This is a genomic window from Candidatus Poribacteria bacterium (assembly GCA_028820845.1).
GTDB lineage: Bacteria > Poribacteria > WGA-4E > WGA-4E > WGA-3G > WGA-3G.
The window spans coordinates 1-25,459 of sequence record JAPPII010000033.1 but is presented as its reverse complement, the minus strand read 5'-3'; the positions used below and the strand labels follow the sequence as shown (position 1 = coordinate 25,459).

General features: G+C 49.1%; 20 protein-coding genes. 14 read left to right on the top strand and 6 right to left on the bottom strand.

What is annotated here, in order from left to right; genetic code table 11:
* The first annotated feature begins 11 nt into the window (after positions 1-11).
* From OXN25_08115 to OXN25_08105, 3 genes are all read left to right on the top strand, one after another.
* Positions 12-920, top strand: a complete 909-nt coding sequence (locus OXN25_08115) for an ATP-binding protein (GenBank protein MDE0424815.1) — start codon at positions 12-14, stop codon at positions 918-920.
* A 68-nt stretch (positions 921-988) separates the two neighbouring features.
* Positions 989-1,624 (top strand): hypothetical protein, encoded by a 636-nt coding sequence (locus OXN25_08110; protein MDE0424814.1) that lies wholly within the window; start codon positions 989-991, stop codon positions 1,622-1,624.
* A gap of 27 nt (positions 1,625-1,651) precedes the next feature.
* Positions 1,652-2,263 (top strand): hypothetical protein, encoded by a 612-nt coding sequence (locus OXN25_08105; GenBank protein MDE0424813.1) that lies wholly within the window; start codon positions 1,652-1,654, stop codon positions 2,261-2,263.
* Positions 2,264-2,326: 63 nt separating this feature from the next.
* Here the strand turns inward: OXN25_08105 and OXN25_08100 are convergent, their stop codons facing one another.
* Entirely contained in the window at positions 2,327-3,625 is a 1,299-nt protein-coding gene (locus OXN25_08100) for an aminotransferase class I/II-fold pyridoxal phosphate-dependent enzyme (protein MDE0424812.1), read from the bottom strand.
* A 380-nt stretch (positions 3,626-4,005) separates the two neighbouring features.
* Between OXN25_08100 and OXN25_08095 the strand changes: the two genes are divergently transcribed.
* Positions 4,006-5,607: a von Willebrand factor type A domain-containing protein gene (locus OXN25_08095; protein ID MDE0424811.1), complete on the top strand. Its 1,602-nt coding sequence runs from the start codon at positions 4,006-4,008 to the stop codon at positions 5,605-5,607.
* A gap of 88 nt (positions 5,608-5,695) precedes the next feature.
* Here the strand turns inward: OXN25_08095 and OXN25_08090 are convergent, their stop codons facing one another.
* A complete protein-coding gene (locus OXN25_08090) occupies positions 5,696-6,802 on the bottom strand; it encodes an RNA-guided endonuclease TnpB family protein (GenBank protein MDE0424810.1) in 1,107 nt (368 codons plus the stop codon).
* Positions 6,803-7,038: 236 nt separating this feature from the next.
* On the opposite strand from OXN25_08090, the gene OXN25_08085 reads away from it, so the two are divergent.
* The 7 genes from OXN25_08085 to OXN25_08055 all read left to right on the top strand — a co-directional run bounded on the left by OXN25_08085 (position 7,039) and on the right by OXN25_08055 (position 14,589).
* On the top strand, positions 7,039-8,118 hold the full coding sequence (locus OXN25_08085) for a hypothetical protein (protein ID MDE0424809.1): 1,080 nt from the start codon (positions 7,039-7,041) through the stop codon (positions 8,116-8,118).
* Positions 8,105-9,154: an LD-carboxypeptidase gene (locus OXN25_08080; GenBank protein ID MDE0424808.1), complete on the top strand. Its 1,050-nt coding sequence runs from the start codon at positions 8,105-8,107 to the stop codon at positions 9,152-9,154. Before OXN25_08085 ends, OXN25_08080 begins: the two co-directional genes overlap by 14 nt.
* Before the next feature lie 10 nt (positions 9,155-9,164).
* Positions 9,165-10,376: a glycosyltransferase family 4 protein gene (locus OXN25_08075; protein MDE0424807.1), complete on the top strand. Its 1,212-nt coding sequence runs from the start codon at positions 9,165-9,167 to the stop codon at positions 10,374-10,376.
* Between the two features lie 56 nt (positions 10,377-10,432).
* A complete protein-coding gene (locus tag OXN25_08070; protein MDE0424806.1) occupies positions 10,433-10,762 on the top strand; it encodes a hypothetical protein in 330 nt (109 codons plus the stop codon).
* 19 nt (positions 10,763-10,781) lie between these two features.
* Positions 10,782-11,063, top strand: coding sequence for a hypothetical protein (locus OXN25_08065; protein MDE0424805.1), 282 nt, complete (start codon positions 10,782-10,784; stop codon positions 11,061-11,063).
* A gap of 140 nt (positions 11,064-11,203) precedes the next feature.
* On the top strand, positions 11,204-13,876 hold the full coding sequence (acnA, locus tag OXN25_08060) for an aconitate hydratase AcnA (protein ID MDE0424804.1): 2,673 nt from the start codon (positions 11,204-11,206) through the stop codon (positions 13,874-13,876).
* A gap of 353 nt (positions 13,877-14,229) precedes the next feature.
* On the top strand, positions 14,230-14,589 hold the full coding sequence (locus OXN25_08055; protein ID MDE0424803.1) for a DUF4377 domain-containing protein: 360 nt from the start codon (positions 14,230-14,232) through the stop codon (positions 14,587-14,589).
* Between the two features lie 7 nt (positions 14,590-14,596).
* Here OXN25_08055 and OXN25_08050 read toward each other — a convergent pair whose 3' ends face one another.
* Both OXN25_08050 and dnaE read right to left on the bottom strand, forming a co-directional pair.
* Positions 14,597-15,418 (bottom strand): aldo/keto reductase, encoded by an 822-nt coding sequence (locus OXN25_08050; GenBank protein MDE0424802.1) that lies wholly within the window; start codon positions 15,416-15,418, stop codon positions 14,597-14,599.
* Between the two features lie 15 nt (positions 15,419-15,433).
* On the bottom strand, positions 15,434-18,955 hold the full coding sequence (dnaE, locus tag OXN25_08045; protein ID MDE0424801.1) for a DNA polymerase III subunit alpha: 3,522 nt from the start codon (positions 18,953-18,955) through the stop codon (positions 15,434-15,436).
* 319 nt (positions 18,956-19,274) lie between these two features.
* Between dnaE and OXN25_08040 the strand changes: the two genes are divergently transcribed.
* On the top strand, positions 19,275-20,459 hold the full coding sequence (locus tag OXN25_08040) for an MFS transporter (GenBank protein MDE0424800.1): 1,185 nt from the start codon (positions 19,275-19,277) through the stop codon (positions 20,457-20,459).
* A gap of 28 nt (positions 20,460-20,487) precedes the next feature.
* Here OXN25_08040 and OXN25_08035 read toward each other — a convergent pair whose 3' ends face one another.
* Complete coding sequence (locus OXN25_08035) at positions 20,488-23,997, bottom strand: FG-GAP-like repeat-containing protein (GenBank protein MDE0424799.1); 3,510 nt, start codon at positions 23,995-23,997, stop codon at positions 20,488-20,490.
* On the bottom strand, positions 23,997-24,260 hold the full coding sequence (locus tag OXN25_08030; GenBank protein ID MDE0424798.1) for a hypothetical protein: 264 nt from the start codon (positions 24,258-24,260) through the stop codon (positions 23,997-23,999). The genes OXN25_08035 and OXN25_08030 overlap by 1 nt, the downstream gene beginning before the upstream one ends.
* Positions 24,261-24,514: 254 nt before the next feature.
* Here OXN25_08030 and OXN25_08025 point away from each other — a divergent pair, with 254 nt between their 5' ends.
* Positions 24,515-24,721 carry a hypothetical protein gene (locus tag OXN25_08025; protein MDE0424797.1) on the top strand — a complete coding sequence of 69 codons (207 nt, stop codon included), beginning with the start codon at positions 24,515-24,517 and terminating at the stop codon, positions 24,719-24,721.
* Positions 24,722-24,798: 77 nt separating this feature from the next.
* A partial coding sequence (locus OXN25_08020) for a hypothetical protein (protein ID MDE0424796.1) occupies positions 24,799-25,459 on the top strand: 661 nt, incomplete at its 3' end.

The following is a 25,459-nucleotide window of genomic DNA, read 5'->3' as shown; positions in this document are numbered from 1 at the left end:
GGTGGTGAACTATGTCAAAAAGAAATCAGGAGATGGCAGACATTCTCCCATTTTTCATGCAACTGCTTGAAAAAGCCGATGGTTTGCTAACCCGTTTGGAAGCACATACGGCATACGCATCAAGTGAATGCTTTGATAATTATATCGCTTTCCGATGGCGAGCGCAAAACGGATCAGGGCACCTTATTCCTGTCAAACATCCGAACATCGTCCGCTTATCTGACTTGATTGGAATAGAGCGACAGTCTTCGGAACTCGATAGGAACACCCGTCAGTTTCTCCAAGACGTACCTGCCAACCATGTGCTGTTATGGGGCGATCGCGGCACGGGTAAATCTTCACTCGTAAAGGGGATGCTGGCGCGTTATGCCAACGATGGACTTCGATTAATTGGTGTGAGTAAAGAGGGGCTTGTCCATTTACAAGAGATTGCCGAGATGGTGTGGGAACGTCCCGAACGCTATATCCTCTTCTGCGACGACCTCGCCTTCAGCGAAGACGAACCGGAGTATCGGGAGTTGAAAGCGATGTTGGAAGGCGGGATCTCCGCCTGTCCAGACAACGTTCTCATTTATGCAACCTCAAACCGTCGGCACCTGATGCCTCGACAGGTCCGCGACAATCGCTACCCACAGAACGACGAAGACGAACTATATCCGCGTGAAGCGACAGAGGAAAAGGTCTCATTGAGCGATCGCTTTGGGTTGCGTCTCGCTTTTCAACGGATTTCACAGGACACCTATTTGCAGATTGTCTCTCATTACGCACAACAACACAAACTATCCATTCCAACGGACGCGTTGCACCGCGCTGCACTGGAGTGGGAAGCCTCTTCAAGTGGCCGTTCCGGACGCGTCGCCTATCAGTTCATCGCGGACCTCGCTGGACGGTTAGCACTTGAATCAGATACAACAAAGTAATAGGCACACGCCGTGTGCCATAACATACAATCAGCACAGTTTCCAACTGTGCATTTACGGAGGTTTTCATGAAAAACCGATCAATATTCTATCTAACCCTGACGCTTTTCCTAAGCGGGACGCTCCTGATACAAACAGTCGATGCTGCTCCAACAAAAGGCACATTGCGCGTTAGTGGTGATAACACTTGGGTTGTGTTCATTAATGGTGAAGAGGTCGCTGCAAGCGGAAACTGGCAAGTCCCGACTGTCAGCGAATTTAAGCTTGACAAAGGCTTCGCACAGATCGCTGTCTATGTACACGATGCCGAGCCCGGTGCTGCCGGTAGAGGCGGTTTCCTCGCTGACATTATCCTCAACGATAAACCCGATTACATCGGAACCGGTGAAGAGGGGTGGCGGTGCGATACCGGTGAACCTATCGCCGATCGGAAAGATGATTGGATGGAAGTCGATTTCGACGACAGCGACTGGGAAGATGAACTCGAAATTTATGAACAGTTCGGTGGTGGTATCTGGGGATTCGGTGCTGCAATTATGGAACAAATCCTCAAAGACCCCGAATGTGAAGCAAATTGGGTCTGGTGCGGTCCCAACGATGCCGAAGACGACATCTATTTCCGATACACTATCGGAACACTTTCCGTTGAACCTGAAGACAAACTCACCACGACGTGGGCACGCATTAAGAGAGAAACTTTGTAGTTTTCTGACATAATAAAGGAGAATCAGATGAAAAAGTTTTTTGTTCCAATAATTTTGATTTTAGCATTCGCTTTAATCGTTCCAAACGTTTGGAGCGCAACACTTCGTATCAACGGCGACAACTCCTGGGTGGGGTTTGTTAACGGGGAAGAGGTTGCAGACGGCAATAACTGGCAGGAAGCGAGCATTACCGAGTTTGACATGCCGGACGGATACGCCGTTATCGCTGTCTACGTTCACGACGCTGAACCCGGTGCCGCTGGGCGTGGGGGTGCGTTGTTTGATGTCATCCTTGACGACGATACCTATATCCCGTCCGATGATACTTGGAAGGCGGATGCCGGTCCACCACTCGCTGATCGGAACGACGGCTGGGAACAACCCGATTTTGATGACAGTGGTTGGGACAACGCAACGCAGCTTGATCAGTTCGGTAGTGGTATCTGGGGATTCGGGGCAGATACAATGCGTCAAACTTTGAAGGATCCCGATTCAACGGCATACTGGGTCTGGGCGGGTCCTAACGACGTTGAAGATGATGTCTATTTCCGAAAAACCGTCGGCACGTTACCGACGACACCTGTCGAACCCAGTGGAAAGGTTACCACAACCTGGGGTGCCTTGAAGACAGGAAAATAGTTATCAATATATTACACTTGGTAGGCGCGGTCTCTCAACCGCGCCTATCCATTAGAACGCAACCTATCCTCCACTCTCTTCAATCACTCGCGCAATCACTTCAAAAACCGCCTCAATATCCGACACCTCAAGACACGAATACGCAATCCGTAATCCCGTCTCACCCAGCGCAATCGTGCCGATGCCGTGATCGTCAAGCAGCCGCTGCCGAACCACTTCGGCGTTCCCAGATTTAAGGTTCAGACACGTAAAATAACCGGCGTGACTCGGATATACCTCCCAAAGTTTCGCATACCGCGAAGCAGACGCTACTTCTTTCACCTTCAACGCACGTCTCTTGAGAGTTTCGTAGTTCTGCTGTTTCTGCTCAGCGTAGCCGGGCGTTTGCATCGCTTCCAAGACGAGCGTTTGAGAGACTTGTGATGCGCCAGAGGTATTTGATCGGATGAGTCCACTTAACTTTTGTTCGAGGGGTTGCATCGCTGCCATTCCAAGCCCAAAGGTAAGAAACGCCACGCGCAACCCCCAGGCATACTCCTCTTTCGTCGCACCGTCTATTTTTATAGGAACGACATTCGGATGACATCCGACCAACACTCCAAAAAGCGATTCGTGCATTACAGACGCATCATACCACAAACCCGCATAGGCATCGTCAATCATAACAAGGATACGGCAACCCCTATCGGCACGCGCCACAATAGGATCTACAATCTGTGCTGCTTCTGTCTGAGTAACGGCGTAGCCGGTCGGATTGTGCGGAAAATTCAGAAGAACCAGTAACTTTTCACCCGTGGTATTGGTGAGGGTGTCGCGAAAGCCGTGTGTATTGAAACCGTTTGCTGCGTTGAGAAACGGATAGGTTTGAACCGCTGCTCCCGCCTTTGTCTCAAAGATGAGACGATAATTTCCCCAAATCTTATCTGAAAGGATAAGCACGTCCCCAGTATCCACGAAGAGTTCAGCGATTAGACTAAACCCGTGCGTCATGCCACTGGTCACAATTGGCAGACTCAATGTTGCCTCCGCGAGGGATGGATTCTCTTTCAAAAGATGTGTTTTCCACGCCTCTCGTAATTCAGGCTGACCGAGGACAGGTGCGTATCCATAGACCCCTTCTAACGATAATTCTGGCACAAGTCGGCGCGAAACAGCAAGGTGCATCAGGTCGCCATCTTCTAAGGCAATCGCACGCGTGGCGTTGAAACGGTCTGCCTTTGTATTCGCCTCTGCCGTCTGACTCAAGATGCCCTTCGGTAGATAGATACGTCTCCCTAACTCCGAGAGTAGTTCAAAAACCACAGGAGTAGTCGTCTGAATCTGTTCGTTTAATTCGATTGCTATCGGATTTAAGTCTGGCATAGTCTCCAAAGTCGGGAAAAATATAATTGTTGAAGATTTGATACCGTTTAAGTATCTAATAAGTTAACAAGAGAGGGACGACACATCGCGTTTGTAGTCGTGCGATTCTGCGGCGTACTCGCCCCGGTTCATGCCACTAAGGCATGAATACCCGGTGAATGCCATACGGCATTCATACCGTTGATTCTGATTCATGCGACGTGCATTATCGCACATTCAAAACCACGGCATAATTGATTACTAACCTTATTTGTAATTGTGGACTGCCACTAACTTAATGTCAACCATTTTCCACCGATACTCGTTATATATTGCATATAGGAATACCGGAAAAATAGTTGAGGCAGGTTCAGCAGCGTGAATAAAGGGAGTTATTTCTGATGAAAACTGAATTTAAAACAGTATACACATTAAGTGTTGTCTTCATGATGTACGGATTGATGCTCTTTATCTACACGGGCTGCGGGGGTGGTGATGCTGAAGATAGTATGGAGGCAGAGTCAGCAGGGGTATATTCCTCTTACGGCGGATTGACACCACCAAACGATGTCGCCTATAATGATGTTTTCTTTAAGGATTACGGCACGAATCAATTTATTAATACAAGGGATGACCACCTTTCGACGTTCGGTATGGATGTTGATACCGCCTCCTATTCCATCACACGACGCTATCTCCAAGATGGATACCTTCCGCCATCGGAAGCCGTTCGGGTAGAGGAATTTGTTAACGCTTTTGATTACAACTATCCATCACCGTGGGATGAAACATTCGCCGTTCACATTGAGGGCGTGCCCTCCCGATTTGGTGGAGGCGAACAACTCCGAGTGCCGCCAGATCGCAAACGTCTCCGAGTGCCGCGAGATGGTGAGCAATTCCAATTGCTGCGCATCGGTATCCAAGGTCGCAAGGTTTCCGAAGAAAACCGCAAGGACGCTCTGTTGACTTTCGTGATTGATGTCTCCGGTTCAGTGGCTATCGAAAATCGGTTAGAATTGGTGAAAGGTGCCCTAACGCTTTTGGTTGAACAGCTCCGTCCGAGGGATAAGGTGGCTATTGTTGCTTACAGTACCCGAGCGCGAATTGTCCTCCCACATACTGGTATCGAGGGACGCGAGGGAATTCTGGCAGCAATCCATTCTCTCGTACCAGAGGATTCGACCAATGTTGATGAAGGACTTCGTCTTGGGTATAGTCTCGCCTTGCGCGATGCAAAGATTGGCAGTATCAACCGCGTGATTCTCTGCTCCGACGGCGTTGCCAACGTTGACGCAACGGACGCTGATGCTATACTCAGAAAAGTTCGCGGGCATGTTGCAGAAGGGATTACGCTCACAACAATCGGGGTCGGCATGGGGAATTTCAACGATGTCCTCTTGGAGCAACTCGCCGATAACGGCAACGGTAGTTACGCTTATGTGGATACCCTCAACGAAGCGAAACGCGTCTTTGTTGAGAACCTGACGGGAACGTTACAACTCATTGCCAAAGATGCAAAGGTCCAAGTCGAATTCAATCGACGAGTCGTCAACCGTTTCCGTCTGATCGGCTATGAAAACCGTCGCCTCGACCATGAAGACTTCCGAGATGACAGGGCAGATGGTGGAGAAATCGGCGCAGGTCATAGCGTCACGGCACTCTATGAAATTGAACTCTCTGAAGGTGCCAGAGGACATTTGGCGACTGTCTCTATACGCTACAAGGATCCAGATACCCATCGTCCCTCGGAAATTAACAAGGAAATTTCCACAACACAGTCGAACCGTACCTTTGAAGCGGCATCCGCTGAATTTCAACTCGCAGCGACTGTAGCAGAATTCGCAGAAATTCTGCGTGAGAGTCCTTGGGCACGGGATGGAAGTTTGGCAGCGGTATCGCAAAGTCTTAGAGGTATCACACGCCGAATCCACAACGAGCAGGTGGACGAACTCATGCATCTCGTGAGTCGAGCCACTCGCTTTAAAGCCTCAGATAGGGAGTGATAGCACCCACAACCTAAAGGTTGGGGCTTCGGCTTCGTAGACAGTGCGGTTTCCTCAAAGAGTCGACCGTCTGATGCCGTCTCCACCGTCAGGCAGCTATCCCTGCCTGCAAAATGTTTATCGCAGCGTTTACGTCTCTATCGTGGTGTGAACCACATTCAGGACACGTCCACTGTCTATCAGAGAGAGAAAGATTTTCGTTGGGATGCCCACAATCCGAACACGGTTTTGTTGTGGCAGTCCACTGTCCGACTTGACGGAACTCACGCTTATGTTTGAAACACTTGAACTTCAATATCTCAACAAACTGGTAAAAAGCGAGGTCAGAGACCTTACGTCCCCACAAGCGTTTCATGCCGTCAAGGTTCAGCGTTTCAAGCACGATCGTATCAAATCGCTCGCACAAGTCGGCCGCCAGTTTCGACTGAAAATCAAGGCGTTGATTAGCAACTTTGCGATAGAGGCGTGCGAGGTCCCGGACGGCACGCCACCAACCGTTAGACCCTTTGACTTTACGCGAAAGGCTTTTGTTGAGAGACCGCAGTTTGTTCAAAGACTGTTTCAACGGTTGTGGGTGTTGGATCTTCTCACCCGTCGAAAGTGTCAAATATGCGTCTTTCATACCAAAGTCTGCCCCAACGTTTTCACCGGTTGTTGGCAAAGGTTCGGTTGCTTGAAAGTCGGTTGTGATACACAGCCAATAGTCATGGCACGCATCGCGCTTGATTGTGATATGACGGATATTCCCATGAAACTCACGATGTTTGAAAAAGGTATAGGGCACAGGATCGCGTTTCCACTTGCCAGCGTCCCAATGCCGCAAGGTTATCGTGAGTCGATTCTCTCTGATTTTCCAACCCGATTGTTTGAGCGTGAAGGACTTGAATTTATGTCTCGGCTTGATGTGTGGTCTACCGCCAAGTTTCTTGAAAAAACGCTGATACGCAGCATCAATACGTCTCAATTCTTCTTGCATAGCTTGACTCGGCAAGGCGTTCCAATGTGGATACGTGGTTCGCTTGCATTCCGTCAAGTGTGCAGCCATCGCGTTATAGTTCGCATACGGCAAACCGTCTTTATAGCGTTGTCGCTGCCACTTATGGAAGTATTCATGCACTTGCCACATATCATCAAGCAGGTTGCCAAGACGTATCAAATTAGATGGATTCCCGAACTTATACTTGTATGTTTTCATGGTATATCAGACATCAGACTTTTAACCCCTGCAAAGTGGGTAGGCAGACACATTGTCAAGCGACAATGCTTTGCATGTCTGCCAGCCTGATGCAAGAATTATACCACAATTTTGGATTGATGTCAAGTTTATTTTTCACACAAATCCAACACCCGCCTACATCCCGCAAGCTAAAGCAGGGGTCTTGACGGGAAGATTGATAAAAAATAATACGCACGGCGGCAACAGGAGCAAACATGAAAGCACTTCTGAAAAGCCTAACATATCTCATTATCTTCAGTATCGTAATCGGTGCCGGCATCTGTCTCTACCTCCTTCAAGCCCCTCCGGTCGAGCAGAAAGGGGTCCCGAAACTCCAAATTCATAAACGTACAGCACTCCGCGGCAGACCCACAGTCGATTCAAAACCGATTGTATACACCAAAGATGTCTATCGGTTTAGCCTCGATTCGCAATATATCAGCAATTTGAACAGTCGTAAATTGGCGCGCGAACTCGTGTTTAACGCCTCACTGGGACACCGCGCAACGTTGAAAGCGCAACGTTTGGACACGGCATTGAAAACAGCAACGGATTGGCAAAAGATGTTCGCCGATTTAACAAAAGACATCCGATTCCGTCCGAGCGGATCTCCAATTGAAGTCCTGCTCAGCGGTGAGGAGTGGCGACTCAGGGATGCCTCCGGTGCTGCCTACACAATCGTCAGAACCGACGACACAGTTGGCGTTTATCTACCCGACCTCAAAGAGGCTTTTGATGCCAACAAAATCGGGCTTTCCACAGATTTGGAAATATCGACCGAAGAGAGAAACAGACACTGGCTCATCAAGGACAACCAATATAAACAAGCTTACAACATTCGGAGTGCCGAAGGGAAACTCCACGTCTATCAGCAATCAAAATTTGAAATTCTTACCTTCCTATTTGAGACGGATTCAGTTTATGAGTCATCGCTTGCAGCGGGCAAACTACCGGCAAAACTCATCCAAGAATTCGTGAAGGAAAACATGCCTGTGTCCCGACGGGCACAGGTATCCGCCGACAAAGACGCTGAGGGTTGGATGATAAGCAGTCCGCCCCTAAAATATGACATCCTGAGTGAGAACAATCGGCTGAAGGTCTATCTGAATCTTGACAGCAAGTGGCTTCGCGTCAAGATTGATGGCGAAACAGAAGGTTGGGTCCAAAGCGCGCGTGGCACCGTTTTCACGCCACCGCCACCGACCTTGAGTTCACGCCAACAAGCCAAAGAACGCCTGCTCGTTCTTATTGACAGAGTAAAAGACCAGATCAGGAGAGCCAATGCAGAAAATTAAGCCCAAAATGTTACGTCCCGGTAGCCGTATCGCGGCGATTTCGCTCTCTTGGGGTGGTCCCGGTACTGTCCCCTACCGTTACCAGATTGGTAAACAGCAGTTTGAAGAAGAATTCGATGTAACGGTCATCGAAACGGAACACGCCTTACGCGATCCAGATTGGCTTGCTAAGAACCCAAAAGCGCGTGCCGACGATTTAATGGGGGCTTTCGCTGATGCGACAATCGACGGAATTATCTCGACAATTGGTGGTGAAGATTCAATCCGGACGCTGCCATATCTCGATTTAGACCTGATTCGGAACAACCCGAAGGTCTTTATGGGTTTTTCGGATACCACTATCTCGCACGCTGCCTGTTTCAAAGCCGGTATCGTCTCATTTTATGGTCCCTCGTTTATGGCGGGTTTTGCTGAAAACGGCGGGATGTTCCCATATATGGCGAATTCCGTCCGCCGAACCCTTTTCTCTGCCGAACCGACTGGCGTTATTGCGCCGAACCGAGCAGGATGGACGGTTGAATATTTACCGTGGGAGAACCCCGAAAACCAATCTATTCGCCGGAAACTGAACCCCTGCACGGGTTGGAGATTCCATCAGCAAGCAGGTATCGTTGAGGGACTACTCTTTGGGGGCTGTGTCGAAGTTTTGGACTGGCTCCGCGGGACTGACTATTTCTCTGCTGATGATCTTCATGGGGCTGTACTTTTCTTGGAAACCTCTGAAGATGCACCACCCCCCACGTTCCTAACAGAATTCGTGAGATGCCTCGGCGCAATGGGTATTCTTGAGGGATTGGCGGGCATTCTATTCGGACGACCCGGCGGAGGTGTCGATCCCAATACCTTCCACGCGTACGACGATGCCCTCTGTAACGCGGTTCGCGAGGAACACGGGTTAAGCGATATGCCGATTGTCACCAATATGGATTTCGGGCACACGGATCCGATGTTCGTCCTTCCGATAGGCATGAAGGCTCGCATTGATTCAACTAAACAGGAAATTGCTATCAACGAAGCAGCAGTTACAAACACCTGATTTTAAAAGAATGAAGATTCTCTTTCTATCCCCTACCGTGCCGTTTCCACTCACCGATGGCGGACGTATCCGGGTTTATAACCTCCTCAAACAGATTGCCCAAAAAAGCGACGTAACGCTGCTCGCCTTGGAGACCCAACCGACAGATGCAGACGGGGTTGCTGAACTCAGAAAGTTAGGTATCCAGGTCCATCTCGTCCCACACGCGTCGACCCTCCCACGCGTATCGTTAGGTACACTTGCCAAGGCGTTTCTCAAAAGACAACCCATCACCGTCGCACGCTACGATGTGCCTGCCTACCGTCGGAAACTGAAAGCACTATTAGCAAACGAAACCTTTGATCTCGTCCACTATGAGATGTTCCACGTAGCACAGTTCTATACAGAAACGCACCTACCCGGTGTGCTTTCACAACAAAATGTCGATTCCGCCATCTGGCGCAGGCTCTGCAGCGAAACAGCCAACCCGTTCTATAAATTCGCCTATTGGACACAACAACTCGCATTTCAACGCTATGAACGTCTGCTGAGTCCGAAGTTCAATGCCGTTACCTGTACTTCCGACATAGACGCAGCGGTTTTCGCGCAGCACTGTCCAGAAGGTGCTATCGAGATAATCCCGAACGGTGTGGACATCACACACTACCATCCCGACTTTACCAGTGAAGCACCCGCACATCTCATCTATATCGGGAGCATGGATTGGTATCCGAACGAGGATGCTGTCGCTTTCTTCGCTGATGAAGTCTTACCTCGGATTCAGGAGAAGCTCCCCGATGTGGCGTTCTCGATTGTCGGTGGAAATCCGTCGGCACGGGTGCAAAAGCTGGCAGCGCGAGACGGCATTGTTGCCACCGGACGTGTGCCGGAAATCAAACCCTATTTCGCTGAAGCGACGGTCTTTGTTGTGCCGTTGCGGATCGGAAGTGGGACCCGTCTAAAAATCCTCGAAGGATTGGCAATGGGGAAAGCGATTGTCTCTACGAGTGTCGGTGCGGAGGGGTTAGACCTCAGAGATAGCGAGGAGATTCTCATTGCCGATGTGCCAACCGATTTTGCTGATGCGGTTACCCGACTGCTCACAAACTCGGAACTCCGTCGTAGGATTGGTGAAAACGGTCGCGCCCGCGTGGAGCAGGATTACGATTGGCGAAGCATCGGCGAGAAGCTGCATGGAGTTTATGTTAAAATTGTTCAACCATCAAAAAAGGAACAGCATTAGATTACAACCCAAACCACGTTACTAAGGTGGAATTAGGATAGGAAAAACCAAATAATATGCTCAGGATATTATCTACATTACTTGCGGGTTTACTCGCTGTTTATGGTTGTGTTCCTGACGACTATGAATATGGAGAGGCACCAGTACATTTTGTGAATGTAACGCCACGTAGTGGTGAATCCATTTCGGCAAATACTACCCTTACGCTTATTTTCGATGGCGTGCCGATTAATTTAACGTCAAGTGCGGGTAAGGTTACAGTTGATGGAAGAACAGCTAAGATTGATGGCCCCTTCACGCCAGGTCCTCTCGAAATTTTAGTCGCATGGACAGATGAAACTGTGAGGCTTACCTACATGATTGTGGAAGATGTAATTGAAGAATAGAATTTGAGCGGATGAGTGGATACACGTAGCCGTTACAGGCGATGGTGATAAATTCAAAATTTACGCAGACGGTAAAGTAGTCGCTGAGACGGACTTTCAAGAAACCGATGGTGCGAATGCCACCTATCGTATTGGTGGTTCCGGTGGCGAGACTTTTGCCGGTCTAATGGACGATTACGCCGTCTTCTCCCGTGCGTTAGATGCAGACGAAATTAATCTGATAATGGATAGCGTTGAGACGTTCTTGGCAGTGGAACCCCAAGGCAAACTGACAACCCGTTGGGCAGCCCTTAAACGCTGAGAACTGGTACAATAGAGACAAAACACACTGCTGGCGAGGTTTCCTAACCTCGCCTACTTATTTTAAGGGAAAAATTGAAATACAACACCGACTTGTGTTAAAATAATAGAAAAGTTTCTACAAAACAAAGGAGTTAACAGATGCCCCACCCTGCTCACAATCTGTTCAATACACGCCGAACACTCGAAAGCGGAGGACAGGAGTGTACCTACTATTCACTTCCTGCCCTATCAGAAGCCGGTATCGGGTCAATCGCAAAGTTCCCCGTCAGTCTCCGTATCCTATTAGAGTCGTTACTGCGAAATTACGATGGACACCAAATCACTGAAACGGATGTCTCAAACTTAGCAAACTGGAACGCGCAATCCCCCAAAGCCGAGGAGATTCCGTTCAAACCCGCACGCGTCGTCGCACAAGATTTCACGGGTGTACCGCTGGTCGTCGATATTGCCGCAATGCGTTCCGCTGTCGCAGCACTCGGCGGCGATGCACGTATGATAGAGCCACTCGTCCCCGTTGATTTGGTTATTGACCACTCCATCCAAGTCGATGCTTACGGCTCAGCAGACGCATTCCAGTTCAATACCCAACGGGAATTTGAACGCAACAAAGAACGCTACGAGTTCCTGAAATGGGGACAGCAGGCGTTTGAAAAGTTCAATATCATCCCGCCCTCCATTGGCATCGTGCATCAGGTGAATCTGGAATACCTCGCGAAAGTCGTTATGACAGAGAACTCCCTCGCTTATCCAGATACCGTTGTCGGTACGGATTCACACACCACGATGATTAACGGCTTAGGTATCGTCGGGTGGGGTGTCGGTGGCATTGAAGCAGAAGCCGCGATGTTAGGGCAACCTGTTTATATCCTGACCCCTGAAGTTCTTGGCGTCCACCTTACAGGCAAATTGCGAGAAGGCGTAACGGCGACAGATCTCGTGTTGACCGTGACGCAACGTCTCAGAGCCGCTGCAGTCGTCGATAAATTCGTTGAATTCTTTGGTGAAGGCGTAGAAGTACTTTCCTTACCCGATCGCGCAACACTTTCCAATATGTGTCCCGAATACGGGGCGACTATCGGATTCTTCCCGCCAGACGCAGAGACCATGCGCTATCTCCGTCTCACGGGACGCGATGAAGCACACGTCGATTTGGTGGAATCCTACCTTAAAGCACAAGGCATGTTCGGCATTCCACGTCTCGGTGAAGTCGAATATTCAGATGTCCTTGAAATCAATCTCGGCGATATAGAACCGAGCATCGCTGGCCCGAAACGTCCGCAAGATCGGATCGCGCTGTCGGATGTCAAAGAGACCTTCACTGAACTGCTCACGCGTCCGGTCGCAGAAGACGGGTTCGGCGTGACAGCAGCGGATACCGATAACGATGGCATAACACACGGATCGATTGTCATCTCAGCAATTACAAGTTGCACAAACACAAGCAACCCGTCCGTTATGATTGGCGCAGGACTTCTCGCCAAGAAAGCTGCCGAAAAAGGGCTGCGTGTCCGCGATCACGTCAAAACCAGTTTAGCACCGGGTTCACGTGTCGTAACTGAATACCTACAGAACACGGGTTTGTTGCCTTACCTCGAAGCACTTGGGTACAACGTCGTTGGCTACGGTTGCACAACCTGTATCGGTAACAGCGGTCCCCTTGACGATGCTGTTCAAGAAGCGATTGATGCGGGGAACCTCGTTGCTGCCAGTGTTTTGAGTGGGAACCGGAATTTTGAGGCGCGTGTGCATCCTGAGATAAAAGCCAATTTTCTCATGTCACCACCGCTCGTTGTCGCTTATGGACTGGCAGGACGGATTGACATCGACTTTGCAACAGAACCCATCGGACATAGCGATGCCGGTGAAGCCGTCTATTTGAAGGACATCTGGCCCACACGACAGGAAATCGCTGAGATGATTGGCGCAGCGGTCGATCGGCAGACATTCCGGGAGATGTACGAAGCGATCGGGAATCAGGCACCGGAATGGGAAGAACTCGCTGGCGCGACGGGTGTGCTCTATCCGTGGAATGAGCGGAGTACCTACGTCCAACATCCACCGTTCTTTGAAGGTTTCGCCCGCGAACCTGCACCTATATCAGACATCATAGATGCCCGCGTTCTCGGCATCTTCGGAGATTCCGTCACCACTGACCATATCTCCCCAGCGGGCGCGATTGCTGCAGCGAGTCCCGCAGGCGCGTACCTACAAGAACACGGCGTTGAACAGCGAGATTTCAATACCTATGGCTCCAGACGTGGCAACGATCGCGTGATGAGTCGCGGCACGTTTGCTAACCGCCGCGTTCGGAATCTGATGACACCTGATGTTGAAGGTGGATACACTGTTCAGCATCCCGAAGGCACACAAACAACCATCTATGAAGCAGCACTCAATTATAGTGAAAACGGGATTCCGACTGTTATCTTCGCCGGACAGGATTACGGTATGGGTAGCTCACGCGACTGGGCAGCAAAGGGCCCCAAACTCCTTGGTGTTAAAGCCGTGGTTGTGGAAAGTTACGAACGGATCCATCGGAGCAATCTTATCGGCATGGGAGTTTTGCCGTTGCAATTCAAAGCCGGTGAAAACGTTCAGACGCTCAACCTCGACGGCAGTGAGATTATCAGTATCACAGGATTTGCGGACACCCTCGAACCCGGACAGATGGCAACGATGAAAATCGTTCGGGCAAACGGTGAGATCCTAACAACCGAGCTGCGAATCAGAATCGACTCACCGGTGGAGGTAGAATACTACAAACACGGTGGGATTCTCGACTACGTTATTCGGAACTTCTTGTCCGCTTAACAGATTTTCCCAATTATGGTGCGGTCTTCCCACCGCACCATTGATCCCGGAACCCCACAAATTCCAGTGATAATTGGGCGTCCCCCTACAAGGGATTAATTGACGAAGTGTATATTGGCAACGCAGCGATTGAACCTGAAGATGTGAAGACAGCTGCGGAGAAAGGTTTGGTAGAGACGTTGAGGATTGCGCAGGAGGTAGAACCTCGAGGAAAATTGGCTATTCGGTGGGGTGACATTAAGAAGTGATTCTACAGCACATCTAAAACCTACGATCCATAACTGTGTATTATTTTTACTCTGATGCCAGCGCACTTGTCAAGCGTCTGCTGAGAGCTGCAAGCGAAGAAAAACATGCCATTTCCAACAAAACTGTTTATTCCAATCGCCTCATTCCTCATCGCGCTCAGTATGGGATGCGGTCGGGACAATCATATAGAAACCCTCATCATCGGCCCCTATACCGAAACCTGCCAAGGATTCATCGAGCAGCAGTGCTATCTTGAATTCAATGAGGAAAGCCAAGAGTGGGAATTTTTCTATGAAAGTATACAAGGGTTTGACTTTGAACCCGGGTACATCTACACCCTCAAAGTCAGACTGGAGGACCGGGGCACAGAGATCCAGGATGTAGGACAGTACGCCTATCATCTCATAGAGGTGATAAGCAAGGAGACGGCATCAGTAGATGAGAAACCACCGCGAAAACCGTAGGTGCCGCCTACCTCCCATGAACTGCCTGCAAATCCAATCGGGCACCAACATTGTCCGAAACAGCGTTCGTCCAATCCACATCGTCAATGCTCTGCAGGCTCATCAGTGCAACATTTACTAGCGGATTCGAGAGGGAATAATTGAGCAGAAAGCTGTCCACATCAACATTCGCCATCTCATTCGGAAAGCAGTGCTTCATGAGATTCTGGAACGCATTACTCGTCGTGGAGCGCATTAGCACAATCCCCATTTCCTGCGCAACCGCGTCAGGAATAATGCCGCGCCTGCCGAACGCATCACAGGTGCTCTGGTACATGAGGTTATAATGGGTTTGTATCATGTCAAACGCACCGGTGGCAATCAACTGCTCCGCGCCGCCGGAGGGACCATCCGCCGAAAACCCGATAAAGCGGACTTTTCCGTCAGCCTTTAGCTTTAGATATGCGTCCAACCCCCCTTTATTGAGAATTATGTCAACATCGTCGGCATAGAACCAACCACCGTGAAACTGCAGGACATCAATGTAATCGGTTCCGAGTCGTTGTAGACTGCCCTCTACATCCGTCGCGATACCGTCTGGATCGTATTCCTCCGTTTTAGTCGCAACGATACACGATTCCCGTCGTCCAGCAATCGCCTTACCGATAATCGTTTCGCTGTAACCGCTGCCGTAGTCAGGTGCGGTGTCGAAGTAATTGAGACCGCAATCCATGGCGTAGTGAAGCATCTTAACGAGTGTCGCCTCATCGTGTTCCGGACGGACTCTACCACCGCCGTAACCAATCTCCGATACGCTGAGTCCTGTTTTACCGAGTGTGCGATACTGCATAGTAACTTCCTTTTTTTAAACAAAATCTGTATATGAGCCGCGGCTCTTACCGCCGCGTATCGTCCGATTGCTCGGTTTGATACAATTCTCGCCAAACAATTGCTCTACCTCTTTAATAACCTGCGGTTTATAGGCGACCTTGTATTTCTGAGCACACCGTGCGATGACTTCGCCGTAACGCGGGGTCATGAGTCGTAAAATCAGATCGTTCCGTCCTCTGTTGGCGCGGGCAATTTTCTGGAGTGCTTCCAGTTTCTCGGTGTTCTCAAGATCCGTTTCAGGGATCGTCACCTCAAGCGCAGAGGTCTGTTTTTCAGGGACAGATTCAATATCCACGATGTGCTCAGCCTGTATCTGACGTTGTTCCCGTTGCACTTCATCCTCAGACTTCCGATTCCTACTGTTCTGATTGACTTTCCCGCGGATCCAAACGACTCGACCTTCAACGAGATCCCCGGCGGTCTTATACGCTTCAGGGAAAACAACAATTTCGACCGATCCTTCCAGATCCTCAAACCCAATCACCGCCATGGGGTCCCCTTTCTTCGTAGTCAGGTTTTTAACTTCCGTTATCATCCCTGCCACGAAAACTTCAGCATCAATCGGGTGCTCAACGAGTGTCTGTGTACTCGCGGTTGTATAATACTCAATAATATCGCTATACTCTTCAAGTGGATGTCCAGAAACATAGAAGCCGAGCTGCTCTTTCTCTTGCTTAAGCCGCTCTAAAGGATCATATTCCGGCGCATCTGTAAGCGTTGGCGTTATCGGCATCACTTCTGTTGCCTCACCGAAGAGATTCATCTGCCCACGATCGCGTTCTGCTTGCGCAGTCTGTGCCGCTTTCATGATGTTTTCCAAGTTCACCATGTGCCGTGCGCGATGTCCTTCAAGCGAATCAAACGCGCCACTCAGGATTAAGCTTTCAACAGCACGTTTATTAGCCTGTTTGAGATCCACGCGTTCACAGAAATCCTCCAAAGATTTGAACGAACCGCTCTGTTCCCGCGCCTCAATGATCGCATCTATCGCACCATCACCGACCCCTTTCACTGCGACCAGTCCAAAGCAGACATCGTTTCCATCGACCGTGAATTCCCGCCTGCTGCTGTTAACATCCGGTGGTAAAAGATTGATTTCTACGTCCAGGAACTGGGCGAGTTTCTTACACTCTGCGCGATACCGTGTAATCTTCGCCGAATCCCCCGCCTCTCCCGTCATCATCGCCGCCATGAATTCATGCGGATAGTGCGTTTTCAAATACGCCATCCGGTAGGCGAACATGGAGTAGGCGACGGTGTGTGACTTATTGAAGGCATAGCCAGCGAAAGGCTCCAACTGCGTAAATACATCTTCTGCTTCCCGTTTCGCGATGCCGTTTTTGACAGCACCTTCAACGAATTTCTCCCTTTGTGCTTTGAGAAGTTCAGGATCCTTCTTTCCCATTGCGGAGCGGAGGATGTCCGCTTCTCCGAGGGTAAAACCAGCCATATCACGCGCGATTTGCATCACCTGCTCCTGATATACACAGACCCCATAGGTGTTCTTGAGTGCATCTTTAAGCGAGGGGTGTATATATTGCACCGGTTTTAACTTGTTTTTCCGATCAATGAATTCTTGCATAGTGCCGCTTTCAAGCGGACCTGGGCGATAGAGTGCAGGTATTGTAGAAAATTCCTCAAAGGTATCTGGGCGCATCTGCGTCACAACTCGAAACATACCCGGCGAAGCATCCAGTTGGAACAATCCGCTAAGCAACCCCCTGCTAAGCAATGCATAAGTGGGTGCATCATCAAACGGAATATCCTCTAATTTGAGGTCTGTCCCCTTGGTTGTCTTAATCATCTGAATACAGTCGGATATCTCGGTAAGACTTCGCACACCGAGCGAATCAAACTTAACGATACCAACATCTTCAACGGTTTTACCTTCAAATTGTGCTGCGACCTGGTCGTGTTTATCTTTGAACAACGGGACGTAATTGGTGAGGGGTCCATTTGAAATGACAATCGCTGAGGCATGGCACGAAACGTGCCGTTTCATACCCTCAACGGCTTTGCTAAGATCCATTAACTCTTTATTTGCAGGGAGTTCAGCGCGTTGCCGAAATTCAGGGACCTGTTCCAAAGCTTCATCAATCGTGATACCCGGGGTGCTTGGAATCCGTTGTGTCAAGTCCTTGACATTCTCAAGAGGCATCTCAAGGGCGCGTCCGACATCCGTGATTGCAGCTTTCGCGCCGAGTGTGGCAAAGGTAGCGACCTTACCGACTGAATCTACGCCGTATTTGTTTACAAGATAGTTGATGACGTGTTCACGGGCACGATCGGCAAAATCAATATCAATATCGGGTGGACTGATGCGTTCAAGATTCAGAAACCGCTCAAAGAGACAGTCGTAATCCATCGGATTGAAGGTAATGACATCCAACGCATACAGCACGAGACTGCTGGCAGCCGATCCGCGTGCACAGAGCGGGTATCCTTGTTTATGAGCGTATTTAACGTAATCCCACACAATGAGGAAGTAACCGGAATAGTCGGTTTTACTAATAACATCAAGTTCGTAATCCAACCTTTGACGAACAGGTTCGGAGAGTTCCGTGCCGTATTTTTCGCGCAAACCTTGATAGCAGAGCTCTTTGAGGTAGCTGTCATTTGTGTGTCCGTCAGGCACCTCGTATTCTGGCATCAGGTTTTTGCCATAGTCAAGTTTAAGGTTACACCGATTCGCGATTTCAAGCGTATTGCTGATGGCTTCCGGCGGATAATTCTTCAACACCTCCCGCATCTCGTCAACATTTTTAAAGTAGAAGTGATTCTCAAACCGCAGCCGTTGCTGGTCGTTGACGGTTTTCTTCGTTTGGATACAGAGAAGAACGTCGTGCATCATGTGGTCAGATTTGCGGAGATAGTGACAATCGTTGGTACCCACAAGCGGAAGATTGAACTCTTTCGCGAGCTGTACCATTATCGGATACGCTTCAAGTTCCTTGTCAATGTAGTGATTCTGGACCTCAACGTAAAGGTTGCGTTGCCCCATTATCTCCATCAACGTCTTGAAATTCTGCACACCTTCTTCCCGTCTATTCGAGCAAAGAAGTTGTGGCACCTGTCCTTGGATGCATCCTGTGAGTGCGATAATGCCATCACGATATTCGCGGAGGATATCCATGTCAATGCGCGGCTTGCTGTAAAAACCTTCTGTATAGCCAAGCGACACCAATTTTAGGAGGTTCTGGTAACCGGTTGCATCTTCTGCAAGCAGCGTAAGATGATAGGGACCGCCCTGTTCTTTCCCGCGTGTCTTTCGGTCGCCAGGTGCTACGTACACCTCACATCCGACGATTGGATTGACACCTGCGTCCTTTGCTTTACTATACAATTCCCATGCCCCGAACATGTTTCCATGATCAGTAAGGGCAACAGCGGGGGCACTATTTTCGACCGCCCACTTTACCATATCGGCGATACGACACGCACCGTCGAGCATGCTATACTCGCTATGATTATGTAGATGCACAAATTCCCTTGCCATGCTTCCTCCAATATTTATTTATAAGTGCGATTGTTGAGTCTCTTGTCAATAATGATGAAACCAATTTTATTATATCAAAAACAGGTCAAAATTTCTATAGTAAATTTTCCAAAAAGCGGACAGATTCATCTAAACCTCTTGGTCACCGACTACCGACTGCTGATGCCCAAGGGCTTCTTTTAATTTGACACCCGCCACTCAGACTTGCTATAATAGACGATATTATATTTTTAGATTGCTCTCGGACCATGCCATTAAAACGCGATCTGTCAGAATTGAAAGGTACGAACGCTTTATTGCGGTTTTCACACGCAATTAGATGAAAAAATCAAGACTTCTTCTCCTATTTTTAACCCAATTTCTTGTGATGCTTGGGTTTGGCATCATCATTCCAAATCTCGCTTATTACGCCCAAGATATCGGTGCAACTCCCACCCAAATCGCCATATTAATGTCCATCTATTCGGGGATGCAATTGCTATTCGCGCCAATCTGGGGCAGGTTATCAGACCGATACGGCAGAAAACCGGCAATCTTACTCGGACTGCTTGGGAATGCCTTCGCCTTAATCGGGTTTGGATTGGCAAAGGATTACGTATGGCTTATGATTGCGCGGAGTGCTGCAGGCATCGCTTCAGCGGCAGTGCTGCCGAGCGTCATGGCTTACGTCGCTGACGTAACGACATCCGAGGAGCGCGGGAAAGGCATGGGACTCATGGGTGCCGCGATGGGACTCGGTTTCATTCTCGGACCAGCGATCGGCGGTATCATGGGCAGTCATGATATCCCCTTTTTTGTCGCCGGTGGTCTCTCCTTGGTGAACTTCCTCTTCGTCCTCGCGCTACTACCCGAATCACTACAGAAAATCGACACTCCTGAAGGGCATGAAGAACACCACGAATGGGTTTCGCCACGCGAAATATTCCGTTGGACAACACTCAAATCGCCGTTCAACTCCCTTTTTCTTGTTGCATTTTTCTCAACTTTCAGTTTCGCCGGATTGGAGGCAACCTTTCCGCTTTTTATTGAAAAAGGTTGGGACTACAGACAAAGGGAAATGGGTTGGATGTTCATGATTATGGGCGCAGTTGTTGTGCCAATGCAGGGTATCTTACTCGGCAGACTTATCAACAAATTTGGGGAACGGCGGATCATCCTCGTCGGGCTATGCCTCAACGCACTCGGTCTGGCACTTTTGCCGAATGCGTTCTCCTTCGCAACGCTCACGGTTTATATTACCATCACCGGTATCGGGAATCAACTCATCCGTCCAACCAATTCGTCGTGGATTTCCAAGGAAACCCAAATCGGTCAAGGAACGGCTATCGGCATCATGGATGCCTTTTTAAGCTTCGGACGTATTTTGGGTCCCCTCCTCGCTGGCTGGCTTTACGAAAAAGGAACCGACCCTTACGTGGCTCTGGCAGGCGTTTTGGTAATAGCGACCCTCTGCCTGTATATCCCGCTACGCCGCATTGGAGGCGAAGTGGTGCGGGTCTCGTGACTATCAAAACCCAGCTAAGCAAATATCTTCACTTTACTATGCCATTTCCCAACGGCGGCAGTCGGTGTTCGACGCGTCGTGTGTTGTATTTACGGCGATACTCCTGATGTGCTTCATCGTCTGGATAGTGTTCAGTTTCAGGATACGGATAGGCAGACATCCCATGAAAGGGTAGCGGTTTAACCGTCTGCGATGTGAGGGTATTAATGTCGCCATCTTTATCCCATCCATCGCTGTAAAGGATAAAATCGCGCACCCAACCCGTTTTTAAGGCAGGAAGGCGCGCATCATCAAATTCTACCGTGATTTCGTCTCCAGCATTCAGGATAACGTACATATCATCGACTTCCTGCAACAACGCATTAACATCACCGTAGCGGGTGTAGTATCCAGCGAGATCACGCCACTGCGGTTCCTTCGTTACCTTTTGATAGTCAAACAGGTGTGGCGCGTGTGGATTCGGACGATACATCTCGGAGAAACCCCGGTAGTGTAAATCGGCACTATCTGGATTCAAAATCGTCATCTCCATCGGCACGGATTGCGCTCCAACAGTAAAAAACGCCATGTCCCAATAAATCTGCATATCCGTTTCAATCCGAACCCGTCTATCATTCGATAGGAATTTGCCGGTCAAATCAACAGTAATCGTTTTGTTTTTGCCTGCGGGTATCCCAATCATCTCAATAACGGTTTTCCATTCACCCGTTACGTCCTTCACAGAGACCGAAGGGAAACTCGGGTTGATCGTCGGATTTTGGGATAGGGCAATATTGATACTCGTGTCAGTCGGAAAAATCCAGCCCGTTAGGAATAGCGTCACGGGGGCATCATTAGGGACATCTCCAAGGTCAAGAACAATAGCATGCGGTTCCACAACGCCTTGATAGGCACCGGGTGCGTGTTCCACAGCATAGCGGTAATCAAACGCTTTTAAGGCATGGGAGACCTCTTCACCGCGATGATTGACTGCTGACTTCGGGTATTTTTTCTCAGCGACCCCATAGACTTTGAATTCCGCGAACGGCGGTGGGATATACTGTTCGTCCACGAAGATGTCGGTGTCTGCTGGATGATCGACGGCTATGAGTTTCACTTCATCAAAATAGGCGGTCTCCCACAATTCCTCGGTAATCTGAATAGAATATTTACCCGACTTCGGTTGCATCTTCTGCCCTGATATTTTCACAAAGTCCCTTGTTTCGTCAGGCGCGACGAACCCCATTGAAGTGACAAGTCCCAACGGGGCGCGCCAGAGCAGATCGGTCACAAATTCATACTGTTCGCCGTTGTAGACATATAGGAACGGACAGGAACCTTTCAGCACCTGTTTCTCCAGAACCCGCTGTCTCGCCCGCGGTTCAACGACATTCTGTGGAACGCCATTCGTCCAGACGACTCGGACGACATCTGCAGCATCATGCGCGCCCAAGCCGAAATGGGACACCTGTTCGGAGACATACCGCAATTGATACAGGTCGCCGACTTTCACCTCCAACTTCGATCCGATAGCGTCTCTATTGACTTTGTTATTTCCGGCAGTAATCCCTTCCAGTCGGACCTGTATCCAATTGTTCTGATTTCCACCGTTGTTTTGCAGTGCGCGCAACTGTCCGTCGGCATTGATAAAAAAGAGATCGAGATCGCCATCGTTGTCGTAATCCCCAACTGCACCGGCGACTGCGTTCTCAAGACGTAGCTCACCTGTGAGCGTTGTCGAGTCAAGAATTGGATAAGGTTCTGCAAAATCACCAGTACCGTCATTCCGAAACAGGAACATACCTTTTTCGCCCCCGACCCAGACATCAAGAAACCCGTCGTTATCGTAATCTATATTTCTCAAAAAAGTAGGGGGTAGACCTCCCACACCTGCCTCTGGACCCAACACATCAACGAAACTTCCGTCCCCCATATTCCTATAGTAATGGAGGCGATCTGTTGTCGCCAAGAAGAGGTCGAAATCACCGTCGTTGTCGTAGTCACCAGCAACCGCTGCGGTATAATGGACATCCTGTGGAATCCCTATTTCAGTCGTAACGGCGTGGAGTTTTCCTTGTCGGAGGTTGTCGTAGAGGGTGCATCCTGTCTCACTATGCGTGACAAAAATGTCTATATCCCCGTCATCATCAAAATCAGCCGAGAATGCTTCAGCCGGAACACCTTGTCCTACAGATACGTTTTCTGTATCAGTTATTACAAAGGTCTGTTCCCCAACATTGGTGAAAGTTCCTTCGCCGTTGTTCCGATACATCGTGGTGGGAGATTGACCTGAAAAGATGTCTAGATCGCCGTCGTGGTCAAAATCGACTGGGTGGAGTAGTCCGGTTTCTGGTCTGGCTTGCTCATAGTCAACGATGGAAGATACTTCCAGATTCTGTCCTGGCTCCATCGTCCAGGAATACGGTAAATACAACATTCCATTGACAACTTCCATGAGGAATTCCTGCATACCATCTTTATTCAAATCAGCAGCAGTAATGTAGGTATCTTGTTCCCCTATAAATGCTTCAATAGCTTCAAAGTGTCCCCCAGTATTCCGATACACCATCAAACCGTTAGCACTTGTATACAGATCCATGTCTCCGTCGTTATCGTAGTCCACAAGCGATACAGCCATAGGCATTTTTAGGGGTGAAGGCGGTTTCACAGCAAGTCCGATTTGTTCCGTAACATCCACAAACTCCACATCAATCGGTGGAGTCCTTTCGGCAGCGATGCGTGTCTTAAATTCTTGACTGAACGTCTCTATGGGATGCCCAAGGATGTTGGTCACCAACTCACCGATGCCCTGTTGATAGCGCGGACTTGCCCGGTGTAAGTTCTCGAAAATACGGATATTTCGCGTAGCAAGTGCCAAGTCCACCTGCTGTATTGCCTCTATCCCTTGTGTGAGGTATGCAAGTTTTTCTGCATCCGTGTCCCCCAAAAGCCGCATTAATTCTTGACTGAGACGCGCTGCATCTTCTAACTGTTCCTGCGCCAACAACCCCTGCGTTAACTTCAATAGCACGACAATATTCACCGGCGACCGAGTGTGAAGTTCTTGAAGATGCCCAACCGCCTCTTGCTGTGCTACCGGATCGTTCCGTTGTCCGAGGTAGTGCCGGACCAACTTGTAGCGGAACTCCAATTCGTCGGGATTTAACCGGACAGCATCCTTCATCGCCTCTACGGCTAATTCGGTCTGCCCTTGTAATTGGTAGACCTCGGATAAGATGAAGTGTAACTGGCTTTCTGTTGGTGCAACGGCAATTCCACGCTTGACCCACTCTTCAGCGGTATCGGCTTGCTGCAATCGCAGATGTGCGACGGCGAGGTTACCGTATCCGATCGCCTCATCGGGGAGTAGTTCCACGAGTTCTGTGAACGCTTCAACTGCTTTCGAGGGTTGCGATTCTTCAAGATACGCCAACCCTAAATTCTGATATCGGATCGCTTCTTCAATAATTTGCGAAGTATTCATCTCCTGTGCCGTCACCGTGCAGACAGCAAAAAAGTATATCAGCAGCAATATGCAGTGCAAGTATTTTCTTGACATTACGCGTTTTCCTCCTTCTGGATAGCGTCCGCTGCTTCCCGAATCGCCTGTCGTATGCTGTTCCGGCGGGTCGTCAGGGAATCCTCAAGCTGCTTAAGGTGTAGGAGCCACGACTGCTGAGAATCGCTTTCCTCCGAGCCGAACCCCTCGGTTATTGAGAGTCGAATGTATTTTAACCGTTCTGCCTGTAGTGCCTTCATCTGAGCGTCGTAGTCCTCAATCCCAGATTCCAGCAGTGACATCAGTTCACGTATCTTTTCCAAGGGTTGTCTCCTTTTCCATGCTATATTTTTTTTCAGTATTAAGATGAGATACAAGAAGTAGTTTATCTTATTTTAGGTTTGTAATCAAACAAAAATTCGGTTGTGTCTGTCTGAATCGCGGATTATCACGGATTGCGCGGATGACGCGGATTTTAAGGAGCATTCCCCCGAAATTGATGCCTCTTTGTGATCTGGATTTGTCTTGAATTTCCCTATAAAACTTCGTATAATAGCATTAACATGGAGGCAGGGAAATGATTACGCATATACGAGTGAAAAACCTCAAATCGTGGCAAGACAAGAGAAAATTTATTGCGGTCGCTATCGCATACGAGCGGGACCATGCTAAAAAAGCAACTATCTTGCAGGCATTAGATAGAAAATGGGAACCGTTCCAAAAAGCACTTGAACGAGAAGGCGTGCAGATTGACTTTCTCTGCTCATCTGAAAATGAGGGTTAGAGTGCAATGAATTGCGCTACTACGAACAGGCACTAAGTTTAGAATGGATAATCTACTGGACCCCTTGGAGGACAGCAGTGACTCAACAAAAAATAAAAAGGGGCCAACAAGTCTTAGATTCAGACTATGCCCAATTTAGCGCGACAGACCCGTTTAACCCGCAAAACTACGTTGAGGGACAAATCAGTTTCAGTAGAGACAAACGCTATGGCGGGCTGCTGATAAGAAAGATCAATGGTGAATCTACTGATCAGCCGCTCATCTTCGGCACGCCGAAACTTGCTTATCCGTTCGGATTAGGGCATAATTACCGGTTTCCGAGTGCGGAACGGATTTACCGTTTCCGCAAGTACGACGGCACCAACATTTTTATGTACCGTTACAGAAACAACGGGATGGAATACATCACGTTCAAAGTGCGCCTGTTCCCGTTTTTGAGAGGTCGCTACATAAGGATGTGGGAGCATATCCTTCGCAAATACCAGCAAATCACCGAATTGTTTAAAATGAATCCCGATATTACAGGTTTCAGTTTCGAGCTCTATGGATTGGATAACCCGCACATGATTCAATACGAGGATGTCAAGTTGGATATTGTGTTATTGTTCGGACTGCACGGGAGGCATGGGCAAATTGTGATGAATACTGAACTTGAGGTGGGCGATATCCCGAAAGCAGAACAGCTCGGCACCGTTGAAAAAGACTATGTGTGGCACTATGAGCAAGAGCAGCAAGACC